This is a genomic window from Compostibacillus humi (assembly GCF_014637175.1).
GTDB classification, from domain to species: Bacteria; Bacillota; Bacilli; order Bacillales; family Amphibacillaceae; genus Oceanobacillus; species Oceanobacillus humi.
This window is the reverse complement of the sequence record NZ_BMEV01000057.1, coordinates 1-15,640: the sequence shown is the minus strand read 5'-3', so window position 1 is coordinate 15,640 and position 15,640 is coordinate 1. Positions and strand designations below refer to the sequence as shown.

The 15,640-nt window shown below is 41.5% G+C and carries 13 protein-coding genes, 1 pseudogene and 2 riboswitches; of the genes and pseudogenes, 8 read left to right on the top strand and 6 right to left on the bottom strand.

Going from position 1 to position 15,640, the window contains the following annotated elements:
* The 4 genes and pseudogenes from IEV18_RS13130 to IEV18_RS13115 form a co-directional block, all read right to left on the bottom strand.
* Window positions 1-539: transposase (locus IEV18_RS13130; RefSeq protein ID WP_188392852.1), on the bottom strand; the 539-nt coding region annotated here is incomplete at its 3' end.
* A 148-nt stretch (window positions 540-687) separates the two neighbouring features.
* A complete protein-coding gene (locus IEV18_RS13125; protein WP_188392843.1) occupies window positions 688-1,329 on the bottom strand; it encodes a TRAP transporter large permease subunit in 642 nt (213 codons plus the stop codon).
* A 9-nt stretch (window positions 1,330-1,338) separates the two neighbouring features.
* Window positions 1,339-1,755, bottom strand: a complete 417-nt coding sequence (locus IEV18_RS13120) for a TRAP transporter small permease (protein ID WP_188392842.1) — start codon at window positions 1,753-1,755, stop codon at window positions 1,339-1,341.
* A 128-nt stretch (window positions 1,756-1,883) separates the two neighbouring features.
* Window positions 1,884-2,721: pseudogene (locus IEV18_RS13115) on the bottom strand (TRAP transporter substrate-binding protein).
* A gap of 190 nt (window positions 2,722-2,911) precedes the next feature.
* On the opposite strand from IEV18_RS13115, the gene IEV18_RS13110 reads away from it, so the two are divergent.
* From IEV18_RS13110 to IEV18_RS13080, 7 genes are all read left to right on the top strand, one after another.
* On the top strand, window positions 2,912-4,420 hold the full coding sequence (locus IEV18_RS13110; RefSeq protein WP_188392841.1) for an amidase: 1,509 nt from the start codon (window positions 2,912-2,914) through the stop codon (window positions 4,418-4,420).
* 234 nt (window positions 4,421-4,654) lie between these two features.
* The gene (locus IEV18_RS13105; protein ID WP_188392840.1) at window positions 4,655-5,611 is read left to right on the top strand and encodes an AAA family ATPase; all 957 of its coding nucleotides are present in this window, start codon (window positions 4,655-4,657) and stop codon (window positions 5,609-5,611) included.
* Between the two features lie 2 nt (window positions 5,612-5,613).
* Complete coding sequence (locus IEV18_RS13100; RefSeq protein ID WP_188392839.1) at window positions 5,614-6,894, top strand: DUF58 domain-containing protein; 1,281 nt, start codon at window positions 5,614-5,616, stop codon at window positions 6,892-6,894.
* Window positions 6,878-9,085 carry a transglutaminase TgpA family protein gene (locus IEV18_RS13095; RefSeq protein WP_188392838.1) on the top strand — a complete coding sequence of 736 codons (2,208 nt, stop codon included), beginning with the start codon at window positions 6,878-6,880 and terminating at the stop codon, window positions 9,083-9,085. Before IEV18_RS13100 ends, IEV18_RS13095 begins: the two co-directional genes overlap by 17 nt.
* A gap of 35 nt (window positions 9,086-9,120) precedes the next feature.
* Window positions 9,121-9,222: riboswitch (purine riboswitch) on the top strand.
* Window positions 9,223-9,352: 130 nt separating this feature from the next.
* Entirely contained in the window at window positions 9,353-10,888 is a 1,536-nt protein-coding gene (gene guaA / locus IEV18_RS13090) for a glutamine-hydrolyzing GMP synthase (protein WP_188392837.1), read from the top strand.
* A gap of 77 nt (window positions 10,889-10,965) precedes the next feature.
* Window positions 10,966-11,067: riboswitch (purine riboswitch) on the top strand.
* A 200-nt stretch (window positions 11,068-11,267) separates the two neighbouring features.
* The gene (locus IEV18_RS13085; protein ID WP_188392836.1) at window positions 11,268-12,572 is read left to right on the top strand and encodes an NCS2 family permease; all 1,305 of its coding nucleotides are present in this window, start codon (window positions 11,268-11,270) and stop codon (window positions 12,570-12,572) included.
* Window positions 12,573-12,735: 163 nt separating this feature from the next.
* On the top strand, window positions 12,736-13,458 hold the full coding sequence (locus tag IEV18_RS13080) for a gamma-glutamyl-gamma-aminobutyrate hydrolase family protein (protein WP_188392835.1): 723 nt from the start codon (window positions 12,736-12,738) through the stop codon (window positions 13,456-13,458).
* Window positions 13,459-13,551: 93 nt separating this feature from the next.
* Here IEV18_RS13080 and msrA read toward each other — a convergent pair whose 3' ends face one another.
* Window positions 13,552-14,073 carry a peptide-methionine (S)-S-oxide reductase MsrA gene (gene msrA / locus IEV18_RS13075; protein WP_188392851.1) on the bottom strand — a complete coding sequence of 174 codons (522 nt, stop codon included), beginning with the start codon at window positions 14,071-14,073 and terminating at the stop codon, window positions 13,552-13,554.
* 97 nt (window positions 14,074-14,170) lie between these two features.
* Here msrA and IEV18_RS13070 point away from each other — a divergent pair, with 97 nt between their 5' ends.
* Complete coding sequence (locus tag IEV18_RS13070; protein ID WP_188392834.1) at window positions 14,171-14,887, top strand: MOSC domain-containing protein; 717 nt, start codon at window positions 14,171-14,173, stop codon at window positions 14,885-14,887.
* A 41-nt stretch (window positions 14,888-14,928) separates the two neighbouring features.
* Here the strand turns inward: IEV18_RS13070 and IEV18_RS13065 are convergent, their stop codons facing one another.
* Complete coding sequence (locus IEV18_RS13065) at window positions 14,929-15,366, bottom strand: Hsp20/alpha crystallin family protein (RefSeq protein WP_229733654.1); 438 nt, start codon at window positions 15,364-15,366, stop codon at window positions 14,929-14,931.
* Window positions 15,367-15,640: the final 274 nt, after the last annotated feature.

Genomic DNA, 15,640 nt, shown 5'->3' with positions numbered 1-15,640 from the left:
CCATCAAAAGCAACTAACGGATGAAAACCGACCGTTCCATAATGAGTATTGTACGATGCCGATTCTTGTTCACCATATGTGTCAGCATGTGTTGAATCCAAGTCAAAGATGATTGCTTTGGATCCCCTGAATGTATGTACTTTATCTAAAAGCTCTTGGTTCACTTGATTTAATTGTTCCATGGATTCGTTATCAAATCTTGTGTAAAACCGAGATAAACTTGGTTGAGAAGCTAAGGCGTCGGTCCCGATAATTTGTGTGAAGACAGGATCATTCGTCAATTCGTCAGCACTGTCATCTTCAGCATAACCAGCAATGATTTGATAAATCTTTTGACGGAGTAAATTTTCATTCGAATGAACATGGTATTTTCTATCGTCTTTCAAATGTAGATGTCGAGCCAAGGTTTTAGAGAATCCGATTTTCTCATCGAATTCCCTAAAGATAAATTCACCTGTATCAGAAGAAAGAGAACCCCCATCACTTGACAATTTAATTTGACGATTGAAATCTAACGTTAATTGCGGTAAAGTAGCCATTATAAGAATCCTTTCTGTGGTTATTTTGTCGTGATTTAACTTTAACAGAAATGGATTCTTTTTTTCATTTATTTGATGCATGATCAATTCGGTTGAAATGCTTGATAGATAGGCATTAGAAAGTAATCAAAAGTTTTCTATAAATAATTCAGGTATAAATTATATCTTTTAATCCAGGGAGCACAGAAACGGGATATTGCTCTTTTTTTGCCATAAAATATGCAACAACCATTACTGCAAGCCCCCACAATATACCTGGCAAATATCCGGCCATAAACAGAGCAGCAACGGAAGTACCGCCACTGACCAAAGAATATACGATTAACAGCGAACTGGGAGGGATGATTAGTCCTGTTGGCGCTGATGCGATATTGACGGCAGCGGAATAAGTTTTTCTATAGCCCTGCTTTTCTTCCATCGGTCCCATAATCCTTCCCATTGCTGCAGCAGAAGCGACGCTCGAGCCGGCAATGGAGCCAAATAACATATTTCCGACCGCATTTGTGTGGGCAAGGGCACCGGGAAGTTTACCAACGAGTATTTTGGCAAAATTAACGAGGCGGAAGGCTATTCCGCCAATGTTCATAATAATTCCCGACAATATAAATAAAGGAATGGCCAGCATCGTAAAGTTATCAATCCCGGTAACCATGCGCTGGGCGGCAGTCAAAATCGCCGCGTCAAAGGGAAGGACGGTTAAAAAGGTAAGGAGAGAGCTTAAAATGCGACTGCAATCGGAGCTCCAAGCAATAGTAAAGGACAAAACTAATAAATAATATAAGGCTTGCAATGACTTCCATTAAAATCCTACCTCCTCGTTTTTGTTTTTCTTGTTCGTTGCCATGCTGTGGATTGTATAGAAGATGACGAATATGCCTGAAATCGGAAGGGATAAGTATACAAGCCCCATGGATATCCCCGTTGCTGCAGCAGTTTGACTGGAAGTAAGCATCACCATTTTAAATCCTCCATAGACCATTAATGCTCCTGCGACTAATATGACGAGGACATCGGATAATCTTTGTAAAATCCGCTGGGTTGTCGGGTTGAATTTTTCCCGGAAAAATACGATGGCGATATGCTTTTTTTGCTCCGAACACATATTAAAAACGTAGCGGGAAAGAATTTGCCATAGGGATAATACAACCATCGTTAAAAGCAATAAAGAAGAAAGGGCGAGCAGTATTTTATCGATGATGATTTTAGTTTTATTCACTATCTATTGCCTCCTGTATTAGCTGATATATCTCCTTTGTTTTGTCGCTGTTTTTGAATTGTTCATGCAGCGGCTCTACCGCATTAATAAAAGAGGTTTTGTCCACCTCGATAAAATGAACCCCCATTTTATTTTGCTATTTCCGTCTGTTCCTTTATCGTTTTTTCCCACACTTGTTCATGGAATTCGGTTGATTCTTTGGCGGCTTCCAAGACCATTTGCTGCTGTTCGTCGGATAATTCACGAAAACGCTTTGCATTCACAATAAACATGTCCGGAACGATCTGATGCCCGGTATACATATAATATTTGGCCACTTCTCCATGGTTGTTTCCTACGAGCGCCGTTTCGTTATTTTCTGCAGCATCAATGACCCCGGCTTGTAAAGCGGTATATACTTCTCCGTAAGCCATCGGTAGGAATGGCTCCCATCGATTCAATCATTTGTACGCTAGTCTTGCTCGGCTGAACCTGAACCATTAATCCGCTCATTTCGGAAACATCGTTAATGTCCAAGTCCTTTGTGTATAGATTTCGCATTCCTGCATTGTAGTATGTTAGACCGATGAAGCCAATGTCTTCAGTATGGTAGTAGAGATGGTCGGTAACCTCTTTTTGATTCATCACTTTTTGAAAGGTGTCATAGTCTTCAAAGACGTATGGAAGGCTAAAAATGGAATAATCGGACGCAAACCCTTCTAATGCACTTGCACTTACTTTGGCAAAATCAACGGTACCAGCCTGGGTTAACTCAATAACTTCCCGTTCACTGCCCAGCTGGCCGTTGGGAAATAATTTTGCTTTAATTGTTCCGTCAGATTTTTCTTCCAAAAGCTCGCCGAACTTGGCAAGAGAAATATGTACAGGGTGATCCAAAGACTGATTATGGGCAAGTTTTAATTCCAATACATCTGATTCCCCGTAGACGCTTAAACATCCGGAAAGAAAAATAAATGGCAGTATCATCCACCATATTGATTTCATCAGTTCATCCCCCCCTAACCAAAGAAAATGTAGGCTTAGTTTGGATAATTTTGGGAGAATCATGCAAATTTATGACGCCTGGCATCTATGGGGCTATTGGCAATATTCGACAATGGCCAAGCACTGATGGTGCGAGTATGTTATACTGGGGGTGAAAGATGGGGGTGCTTTTGTGAAGAGTGCAGAGTATTTGCAGCTCGATGCTGTTGGGATGATGAAATTAGTGAAGCAACGGGAAATACATCCAAAAGAGCTGCTGGAAGCAGCATTTGATCAGATAGAATCGGTGAATACTAAGCTAAATGCGGTAATTCATAATCGGAAAGAAAAAGCTTTTCGTCAAATCAATGATGATAGCCTGTTCCATCTGCCTTTTTATGGTGTTCCGCTGCTCTTAAAGGACTTAGGCCAAAGTATGGAAGGAGAGCCAATTACTTCTGGTTCACGCCTGTTACAAAACAATACGGCAAAATTTGATTCCTACTTTGTTAAACGATTTCGGGATGCAGGCTTCATCTTTATCGGAAATACAAACACACCTGAATTTGGTTTAAAAAATATTACTGAGCCTGAAATTTATGGGCCAACACGAAATCCCTGGAATCATGATTATTCCCCTGGAGGTTCCAGCGGAGGATCTGCTGCAGCTATTGCATCGGGAATTGTTCCGATGGCGGGTGCAAGTGATGGGGGAGGATCCATCCGTATACCTGCATCGTTTACCGGTTTGTTTGGATTGAAGCCGACGAGGGGAAAAACACCGGTCGGGCCAGGGGTTGGCCGCCAATGGCAAGGAGCGGCAATTAATTTCGTATTAAGCCGTACAGTAAGAGATAGCGCAGCAATGCTAGATCTTCTGCAAGTTGTCCAGCCGGAAGCAGCGTTCCAAACTCCGCTGTTTCCAAACAGCTATCAAAAATATATGGAAGAGCCGTTTCCAAAGTTGATGAAAATTGCTTATACGACAAAATCACCAGTAGGTACGCCTGTTTCCGAAGAAGCAAAATCAGCAGTGGAAAAAACGGTACGCTGGCTGGAAAAACAAGGTCATATTGTCGAAGAGCGGGAATGTCCTGTCGATGGAAAACAGCTCATGCGGGACTATTATATGATGAATAGCGGGGAAATGAATGCGACGATACGGAGTCTGGAAAAAGCATTAGGAAGGACGCTGACAGCGGAAGATATGGAGATTGAATCATGGGTTCTTCATGAAGCCGGAAAAGTTGTATCTGCAGCTGAATATTCGGAAAGCCTGGCGTCTTGGGACAGGGCTGCCGAACTGATGGCAAACTTCCATCGGATGTACGACTTTTACATCACGCCTGCGACAGCTTTCCCGGCACCAAAAGTCGGCGAACTGACTCATTCCGCCGAAAAAAGACAGGAGCTCCAACTTATGGTGAAGGAAGCCGATAAAGATGAAAAGCAGGACATTATTTGGGATATGTTCCTGCCGAGTTTAACGTATACGCCATTTACCCAGCTGGCCAATTTAACGGGACAGCCGGCAATGTCGGTTCCGGTCCATATGACGAAGGAAGGCCTCCCGCTGGGGGTACAAGTGTTGACTCAAAAGGGAGAGGACCATCACCTGCTGCAGCTGGCCTATCAATTGGAGCAGTCCGACTTATGGATTGGCATGAAAGGAAATCCGTATTTTCAAGAAATATATGATTAAGCCAAAAAGGAAACATTTGTCCAAATGTTTCCTTTTTGTTTTGCCGGCCTCTGAATTAGTCCAGATCGACCGCTTAGGGGATGAAAATTTTTCTTGATTTCAACTCTAGTATATTTCATTAGTAACATGTAAATAATAGAAATGAAGGAATTTCCGGTTTCATAACAACCGTTTTTTTTGTATAGTAGTTATATCAGCAATATCAGTAGATTAATATAGAGGTGAACGTATTTCATGCAAAATACGACAATATATAATGAGAAAATCGAAAAAGTGCTATCCAACATTAACCGTGTCATGATTGGAAAAGAAAATGTGTCTATCCTAAGTTTAGTAGCATTGCTTGCAGGAGGCCATGTGCTTTTGGAAGATGTTCCAGGTGTCGGGAAAACAATGCTAGTTCGAACTTTGGCTAAATCGTTAGACTGTGATTTTAAAAGAATTCAATTCACCCCAGACTTATTACCATCCGACGTAACCGGCGTTTCCATCTACAATCCTAAAAGCTTACAATTTGAATTTCGCACCGGCCCAATCCATGGAAATATTATTTTAGCCGATGAAATTAACCGCACATCTCCGAAAACCCAGTCTGCTCTATTGGAAGCTATGGAAGAAAAAAATGTCACTGTAGATGGAGAAACGATCCCTCTGCCGAAACCTTTCTTCGTCATGGCTACACAAAATCCAATTGAATATGAAGGGACCTATCCTTTGCCGGAGGCCCAATTGGACCGCTTCTTAATGAAAATTAGCATGGGTTATCCAACTTTTTTGGAAGAATTGGAGCTATTGGAACGGAATTCCCAAAACTCGCCGATTGAGGAAATCGGAGCTGTCCTATCAAGAGAAGATTTACTGGAAATCCAGCATAAAGTAAAAACAGTATATGTGGATAAAACGATTCAACAGTACATTATCCATCTCGTATCACAAACGAGGGAACATCCGCTTATTTATCTAGGAGTGAGCCCAAGGGGATCGCTTGCTCTGATGAAAGCCGCAAAAGCATTGGCGTATATAAACGGAAGAGACTACGTCATTCCGGATGATGTGAAATTTTTGGCCCCATACATTATGGGTCATCGGATTCTCCTGACATCTGAAGCAAGGTATGATGGAGAAACGAACGACTCAGTCATTGAAAATATTATAAAAACAACCCATATTCCGATTCGAAAGGAATTTTAATGTTGAAGGAAAAGGTAAAATTTGCAAGCAATTTCATTACAATTCTTTTATTGTTAGCCATCTTGTTCGCCTATGCGATGTTTCAAGGTGGTTTTGTCAGCTGGTTTTTGTTTTATAGCTTTCTCCCTATTTTTCTTTATCAAATGCTGTTTTTGCTCTATCCGTGGAAAAAGTGGAAAATTACGAGGAAAATTTCTTCGCCAATCATCCATTCAGGCGGGGATATAACAGTTATCTTGCATTTAGAAAGAAAATTCCCCTTTCCATTGCACTACTTAATTGTGGAGGAAGTATTTCCTTCATCATTACATCGATACGACTTTGGGCAAAAAAAATATCAATGGATGAACCAGGAAAATAGGGTGGACCGAGAGATGAAAGCCGTTATATTCCCTTGGTTTCGCCGCAAACTGAAAGTTTCATATACTATGAAACATATTCCTCGTGGTGAACACAAGCTAAACGTTGTTCGGATAAAAACGGGGGATGTATTTGGACTCGTAAAAAAGGAATGCTTTTTTTCAGTTGAGAATTCGCTGGTTGCTTATCCAAGTACCCTTCCTGTTCAATTGCAACATATCTCTCTTCGATACGACACTGGGAATAAGCTGGCGGCAATGAAAGCTGTCTCCAATTCCAATATCGTTGGCGGCGTTCGTGACTATGCTCCAGGCGACCGGTTTTCCTGGATCGACTGGAAGCAGACGGCGAAGAAAAATTCGATGATGACAAAGGAATTTGAGCAGGAAAGAAATGCTGCTGCCCTAATTGTTTTAAACAATTGCGGAAAAGGCCTTGAAAATGCTAATGCTTATGAAGCAACTGTAGAAATGACATTGACTCTTTTGGAAAAAATGGCAAAAGAAAGTCAAGAGGCCAGTTTCTTGTCCGTTGGCGGAGCAGGGGAGATAGCTTATTTTCCAAAGAATCGGAGCAGGACGTTAAATAAGGGGATACAAAAATATCTCACGAACGTTTATCCTGCAAACGGCGAATCGTTTGGAGAGCAATTAAAAAAGGTGTCTGCGAAACTGAGTCAGTCAAATTTGGTCATCCTTATTACGACAAACATTGACCCTTATTTAGCGGAAACTTTGGAACAAACGATGACGAACGCTAATCAAGTTGGTCTAATCCTTATTCAAGGAAAAAAGATGCTGACAGATGATGTGCGAAGTCATATTGAGCAACTAAAAAGACTGGGAGCAGGTGTATGCATTCTCACTGAACAACAGCTGGTGAGAAATCCGATTGAGGTGACATTTTATGAAACAGTACACTAAACAAGCTAATTCCATGTTTTACACCTCGATTTTATACATTTGTTCTTTTTTTCTCTTTCTTGAATGGATATTTCCGCTGGAAGATGTAACAGATACGGAAAATATCACCGTTTTTATTATTTACGCCGCCTTTTGTTTCATCATATCACTGTTGCGTCTGAAATGGTGGCTTGCCTTTTCATTCAAAGGAATCGCTTTAATTATCGTTATCCACAGTTTGTACTATGATATTAGTTTGCTGAATTTGACATGGTTTGGATCCTTTGTTGCGGAAATTGTCTGGAACATGCAAATGATTTTCCAGCAGCAATTGCATGAATTAACCCAAATATTTCGCAGCTTTCTCTTTTTAATTCTCATTTGGCTGATGAGTTATTTGCTTTACTATTGGTTTGTTCAGATGAAGCGTTTTTTTATTTTTATTCTTATGACATTTGTATACGTTACTGTATTGGATACGTTTACCGTATACGATGCCGGATTTGCGATTGTCCGAACCTTTATCGTTTCTTTCATTGCGTTAGGAATCGCAAACTATGTGAAAGAATTGGACCGGGAAAAAATTTCTTCCGTTCTGGCACGAAAAAATCCGGTTTGGGGACTTTTTTTAATGCTGTTAATCTTCATGTCTGTGCTTGTCGGTTTTGTTGCACCGAAAATGGAACCTCAATGGCCGGACCCCGTCCCCTTTATAAAAAGTGCAGCTGAAGAAGCGGGGAAAATTGGAACAGGTACTGTTCGGAAGGTAGGTTATGGCGAAGACGACTCCAGGTTAGGCGGTTCCTTTATTCAGGATCATACGCCGGTATTTCGTGCTTACGCCAATGAAAAACAATACTGGCGAATCGAAACGAAGGATGTATATACCGGAAAAGGGTGGGAACTGTCAACGGATGCAACGTTTGAACCGGTAGAAGAAAATAATCTTCACATAGAAACCTTTAGTCCGGAAAAAATACGAACAGAGATGGAAGAAGCTGTCCTTCAATTGCAGTATACTGATATCGGAAAATTAATGTATCCTTATGGTTTCCAGTCTGTGAAACATATAACGGATGCGGAAGTAGAATATGAGCTTGACCGCCAGTCGGAAGCGATTAATACGGAGTTGGGCGGAAAAATTGGGGATACCGTCGATTATCAGTTCACCTTTCAGTCGCCTACTTTTCCTATCCAAGAGTTGCGGAAGGTGTATGGCGGGGATGAGCCGGAAATTTTAGAAAGATACACCCAGCTGCCGGGCACGCTGCCGGAAAGAGTTAAGGATTTGGCGGCAGAAATTACGGCTGCTTACGATAATCGTTACGATAAAGCGAAAGCTGTGGAACGTTATTTCGGAAACAATGGCTACATCTATGAAACAACGGATGTACCGGTGCCGGCAGCGAATGAAGACTATGTAGATCAATTTTTATTTGATTCTATGGTCGGCTATTGTGATAATTTTTCTACGGCAATGGTTGTATTGCTGCGGTCCGTTGATATTCCGGCAAGATGGGTAAAAGGATTTACGGGCGGAGAAATGGTTGAAGTGGATTCAGAAACCGGATTGCACGTGTATGAAGTGACAAATGCCAATGCCCATTCATGGGTAGAAGTTTATTTTCCTGAATATGGCTGGATTCCTTTTGAACCGACACAAGGCTTTTCCAATTTAGCAGCCTTTGCCAACGCCCCGGCTGCAGACTCTTCACCGGAGGAGGAATTGCAGGAATTGCCGGAACAAAGGGAGACAGAAGAGGAAAAAGACGATGCAGAGGAAGATGCGGAAGAAGTATTCCAGCCTGTAACGGAAAAAAAAGACACTAGCATTTTTTCTGAATTTCGCTGGGGATATCTTTTGCTGCTGGCAGCTATCGTCGGTTTTGCAGTTCTTATCCTCTATTTAACAAGGTTCCGCTGGCAAACCAAACTTATAGAAATGCGCCTGACGAACAATTCTAATCCGCAAAACTATCAAGATGCGTATCACTTTCTGATGAAAGTGCTGCAAAGGAATGGAATCGTCAAAAGGCCGGATCAAACATTGCGGGAGTTTGCCAACGCTGTTGATAAACATTATGAAACCGATGAAATGCGCAAATTAACTCATGTTTACGAACAAATGCTTTATAATCAGGGGATAGGAGAACCGAACAGCCGGAAAATCAGCGAATTATGGAAAAATTTAATCAACCGCATATTAGGTTGACCGTCAATAACTCTATTAGTAGAATTATAAAATATGAAAATACAATACTTCGCCTTTATATATCCTCGATAATATGGTTCGAGAGTCTCTACCGGGACACCGTAAATGTCCTGACTATAAAGGCAGAATACCCTTTGCTGGATTTCTGCCTTTATCGTGATGAGAGGAGAAATCCATTTTTGTTTTGGAATGAAATGTAAAATAATGTTCATCTTATGGATAGGCATTTGTATCAAATTGATCCATTTTCGAATAGGAGTTGTTGGTATGAGCAAAGAAGAAATGATTTTCGTATTAGACTTTGGCGGTCAGTACAATCAGCTGATAACTAGAAGAATTAGAGAATTTGGTGTTTATAGCGAACTCCGCTCCCATAAGCTTACAGCCGAAGAAATTCGGAAGCTGGAGCCAAAGGGAATTATTCTTTCCGGAGGTCCGCACAGTGTAACTGACGAACATAGTTTCCGCTGTGATGAAGAAATTTTTCAGTTAGGAATTCCTGTGTTAGGGATTTGCTATGGGATGCAGTTAATGGCGAAAAGTTTTGGCGGAAAAGTAGAAAAGTCGGATAATCGGGAATATGGCAAAGCGACCATTGAAATCAAAGACGATGCAGCACTTTATCGGAATAGTCCAAGCACACAAACAGTATGGATGAGTCACGGGGATAAAATAACCGAAGTGCCATCGGGCTTTCAAGTTGACGCTACGAGTTCATCCACGCCAATTGCTGCTATGAGCAACGAAGAGCGGAAATTATTCGGAGTTCAATACCATCCGGAAGTAAAACATACCGAATTCGGGAATGACCTTTTGAAGCAATTTGTATTTGACATTTGCAGCTGTACAGGCAATTGGACAATGGAAAATTTTATTGAACAGCAAGTGAAAGAGATTCGGGAAAAAGTCGGAAACCGAAAAGTATTATGTGCACTAAGCGGGGGAGTGGATTCTTCCGTCGTTGCCGCATTGATTCATAAAGCGATTGGAAATCAGCTAACTTGTATTTTTGTCGACCATGGCTTGCTTCGAAAAAATGAAGCAGATGAAGTGATGAAAGTATTCGCTGAAGATTTTCATATGAATGTCATTAAAGTCGATGCGCGGGAACGTTTTCTTTCGAAATTAAAAGGGGTAGATGATCCGGAAAAGAAACGGAAAATCATCGGCAATGAATTTATTTATGTGTTCGACGATGAAGCAGCAAAGTTAAAAGATATCGATTTTCTTGCCCAGGGCACCTTATATACGGATGTGATTGAAAGCGGAACAGATACGGCACAGACAATTAAGTCCCATCACAACGTAGGCGGGCTTCCGGAAGATATGCAATTCGAATTGATTGAGCCATTAAAAACATTGTTTAAAGACGAAGTAAGGGAGCTGGGCACCCAGCTCGGTATTCCGGATTATATCGTTTGGCGCCAGCCTTTTCCTGGTCCAGGATTAGCTATTCGCGTACTAGGGGAAGTAACAGAAGAAAAGCTGGCAATCGTACGAGAATCAGACTGGATCTTGCGGGAAGAAATTGCCGCTGCGGGCTTAGATAAGGAAATATGGCAGTACTTCACAGTACTCCCGAATATTCGCAGCGTCGGTGTCATGGGAGATCAGCGAACTTATGATTATACAATCGGAATACGGGCAGTCACTTCCATAGACGGAATGACATCTGACTGGGCGCGAATTCCATGGGATGTATTGGAAAAAATCTCTACCCGTATAGTAAATGAGGTTCCTCACGTAAATCGGGTCGTCTATGATATAACGAGCAAACCGCCGGCAACAATTGAATGGGAATAAAAAAACGAACATTCTTTTAAGATAATGAAAAAAAGTTCGGCTTTGGCTTGACAGAACCATATAATGGTAGTAATATTATAGTGTAATTGAATAAAATGCGTATAATTTTGGGAATATGGCCCAAGAGTTTCTACCGGACTACCGTAAATAGTCTGACTACGCAGATAAAAGTTAGAAGGGAATTGTCGTGGGTTGTTCGAATTCCCCTGTCTGTTTATTGCTTTTTTCTGCGATGTGTAAATGCTCTTGGTATAGCAAATTCCAAGAGCATTTTTATTTTTTGGAAAAAGGAAGATGATGCGATTGTAGGGGAAGGGTAAGAGCGGTTATTTGTGCAGTTTTAACCTGTTACGGGATATTATAAGAGGAGGAACTTTACATGAATAAATATTTCCATTTGGAAGAATTAGGAACGAATATCAAAACGGAATTCGTTGCCGGTCTGACAACCTTTTTAGCCATGGCGTATATTTTGTTTGTGAACCCTTCGATTCTGTCTGAAACGGGAATGGATCAAGGTGCGGTATTTGCTGCTACGGCGATTGCTGCAGCGGTTGGTACATTATTTATGGGGATTATTGCGAAATACCCGGTTGTGCTGGCGCCAGGTATGGGATTAAATGCATTTTTTGCCTATACGGTAGTTATCGGTTATGGCATTCCATGGGAAACGGCTTTGGCTGGGGTTCTTGCATCAGGAATTATTTTTATCTTTTTAACATTGTCCGGCCTGCGGGAAAAAATCATTAATTCCATCCCGGCAAACTTGAAATTGGCAGTCGGTGCAGGAATTGGTTTATACATTGCATTTATCGGCTTAGTTAACGGCGGCATCGTTGTGAACAATGATGCGACATTGGTTGGTTTGGGCGACATTACAAGTCCTAACGTACTGTTAACTGTATTTGGACTCGTCGTAGCCGTCATTTTGCTGGCGAAGGGAATTAAAGCTGGCATATTTTATGGCATGATTATCTCTGTTATTGTCGGCATGATCTTCGGGCTGATTCCTGTACCAAAAGGGATTTCCGATATCGTAAGCGGTGTGCCGAGCTTAGCCCCTACCTTTGGGCAGGCCATCATTCATTTTGGTGACATTTTCACCCTTGAAATGCTTGTTGTTATTTTAACTTTCCTATTTGTAGATTTCTTTGATACGGCGGGTACGCTCGTTGCCGTTGCCACCCAGGCAGGTTTGGTAAAAGACAATAAATTGCCTCGTGCCGGAAAAGCGTTATTTGCCGATGCGGCAGCAACAACTACTGGTGCTGTATTCGGAACGTCGACAACTACTTCGTATATTGAATCAACTGCCGGGGTCGGAGTCGGGGGACGCAGCGGTCTTACCGCAGTATTTGCTGCATGTTTCTTCCTATTGGCGTTATTTTTCTCGCCGCTATTAGGAATAGTTACGGCCGAAGTAACAGCTCCAGCTTTAATTATCGTTGGTGTCATGATGGCATCTTCCTTAAAAGATATTGAATGGGATCAGTTCGAAATTGCTGTACCAGCATTTCTTACTATCCTGGCGATGCCGTTATCTTACAGTATTGCAACAGGAATCGCCATCGGATTCATTTTTTATCCGATTACGATGATCGTAAAGGGCAAAGCAAAAGAAATCCATCCGATTATGTACGGATTATTCGTCGTCTTTATTCTGTATTTTATTTTCTTAAAGTAGGTTTATCAATAGTTAACAGGAAAATCCGATTCTCATTTTGGGAATCGGATTTTTTTACTGTCATAATGGATTTAATGTAATTTTCCATTTTTTCTTCCCTTTCTGTCTATTTGAGTTTAAGATGAATTTATAGAAAGGATATTTTTTGCTGGGAGGAATGGGAATGAAACCATTAATCGGCGTTACTTCTTCCATGGAAGTGGACCGAAAAAATTATTACGTAACAAACGCAAATATAGAGGCGATTATTCAAGCAGGCGGCATTCCGGTCATGCTGCCTTATTTGGCGGACGAAAATATAGATGAAATTGTCCACAAAATTGACGGGTTGTATTTGACTGGCGGTTATGATGTGGATCCGGATTATTTTGGCGAAGAACCCCATGAAAAGCTTGGAACGATTATTCCGGAGAGAGACAGATTTGAGATAGCACTCGTGAAAAAAGTGCTGAATCTGGATAAGCCGATTCTCGGTGTATGCCGCGGAAGTCAAATAATGAATATCGCTGCAGGCGGAGATATGTATCAGGATATATATGCTCAACTGGATCAGGAATTATTGCAGCATTCCCAAAAAGCTCCCCTTGATCACGGTTCCCATTATGTTGACATTCAAGAGGGGTCTCTGCTTTTCCGATTAACAGGTAAACATTCCATTCGGGTTAACAGTTATCACCATCAGGCAAACCGCCGTGTACCGGAAGGGTTTAAAATCAGCGGCAGGGCAAGGGATGGTATTGTTGAAGCGGTAGAAAGCAAGAAACATTCTTTTGTTTTAGGAGTACAATGGCATCCGGAACATATGGTGAAAAGGGGAGACGAAGCGGCAAAACGTATTTTGAACGGTTTTATCCAGGCATGCCGAAACTATAAAACGGAAAAATAGCGGGATAGTACCCTTATACTCTGAATGGAGAACAGGGAAACAAACTTAAAAGAAAGAAGAGTCCATTGGCAGCAGCTGCCGGGACTCCTCCAGTTACTTTTCTTCCCAAACAGACTGGATAAATTCATCCCGTCCAGATTTTGCCCGGTCCTCCAAATATTCTTTTTCGTTCTTTTTGTAAAAATCTTGATGATATTCTTCTGCTGGATAAAAAACGGAAGCGGGGAGGATTTTTGTTACTATCGGTTTTGAAAATTTCCCGCTTTTTTCAAGCTGTTTTTTTGATTGCTCGGCAAGCAGCCTCTGCGTTTCATTATAATAGAAAATCGCTGTACGATATTGCTCCCCGCGGTCATGGAACTGTCCGCCGTCGTCCGTTGGATCGATTTGCCTCCAGTACAAATCGAGAATCTGTTCATAACTGATAATATCTTCGTCGTATGTAATCTCGACGGCTTCATAATGACCCGTTGTACCTGTTTTTACTTGTTCGTATGTGGGGTTCTCAACGTGCCCGCCGGTATAGCCGGAGACAACTTTATGAACGCCGTCCCACTGATCAAAGGGTTTTACCATGCACCAGAAACAGCCGCCGGCGAAAGCAGCCTTTTGAATGTTAGCCAATATGCTTCCCCTCCTGTCTATTCCATGTAAAATGTATAATTATTATGTAGAATAAAATTAATATAACACATAAAAGCAGGTGACACGAATGAATGAACCGTATGTGTACAAAATATTTACCGGTAAAGTGAAGCGTCTAGGTGAAGAAGGCGCCGAGAATCCGATGGACAGACCGTGGGAGACGGGCATGTTCAAAGAGGAAGCAAAAGGGGAAGTGTGGCTAAGCAAGGCCGGGTTAGCTGGGGATGAAGTGGCAGACAAGAAAAACCATGGCGGACCGGAAAAGGCGGTCTTTGCCTATCCGATAAAACATTATACTTTTTGGAAGAAGGAATTGGATATTGACATTGATATGGGGGCAATGGGGGAAAACTTTGCCGTCCTGGAAATGGATGAGTTCTCCGTTTGCATTGGCGATACATATAAAATGGGAGATGCGGTTATTCAAGTATCCCAGCCGCGCCAGCCTTGCTGGAAGCCGGCCCGGCGCTTTCGTATAAAAGATTTTGCCTTAAAGATACAAAATAGCGGCAGGACCGGCTGGTATTTTCGTGTTTTGCAAGAGGGAAACGTGAAGGCGGAAACGGATTTGGAATTAATTGAAAGGCCGTATCCGGAGTGGACGATTCAGGCGTGTAATGAAGTGATGCACGTTTATAAAGATAATTTAGTGCTGGCAGATCGACTGCTATCTTGTCATTTGCTTGCGTCAAATTGGAAGAGAACGCTCGAAAAACGACTGCGAGGACAGACGTCGAATATTCGGAAGCGAGTTTTTGGACCGAATGAAGAAATCGGTGGGTAAAACGATTGCCCACCGATATATCTTTTGCCATAATGAATCTGCTACTCATCCTCCAGCATGCGGATATTCACTTTATTTCTGCTGCTTTTATCGGAAATGAGACGGTGTAATTGAATGATTAACACTCCGTGCTGGTACGTGGCATCAATTTTATCAGAACGGACCGGATATGGAAGCTGTATTTTCCGGTCAAAATTTCCTTGCAGGATTTCCTCCCTTACAACTGAGCCCCGGGCATAGTCCAAATGAATGTTGCCACGCAATTCCAATGTTGTATGATCCGCATAAATTTCAATCTGGTTTATGTCTCTCATTCCCGGCACATTGACGTAACAAAGAATCTCATTTTCTGTTTTGTACATATTGATTTGGGGAATATTCGGTTTAATAATGCTTTCAAAATCATTCCAGAAATTTTCACCAAAGAACTGGTCTAAATTTTTCCTCCACTCATTCATTTGCTGAAATGGATCAATCATAGGACTCCTCCAAAAAGGTTCATTTTTTGTATCATATGCCCAGTTATTTCTGTTGGTGAAAAATTTGCTCTGGAGTATAGTAAGGAAAAAGACATCCGGTTAGGAGGGCTTCAGTTGCTGGAAAATGCACTCGTAATGGTTACTATTATTTTAATTATTAACCTGAATTATTCATACTTCCAATGAAGATTTAATTTGATACCAAATCCAATGATTTTTTGTTATCTAAACAAGTAAGAGCTGTTAATTTCGATAAATATGATAAATGATAAAA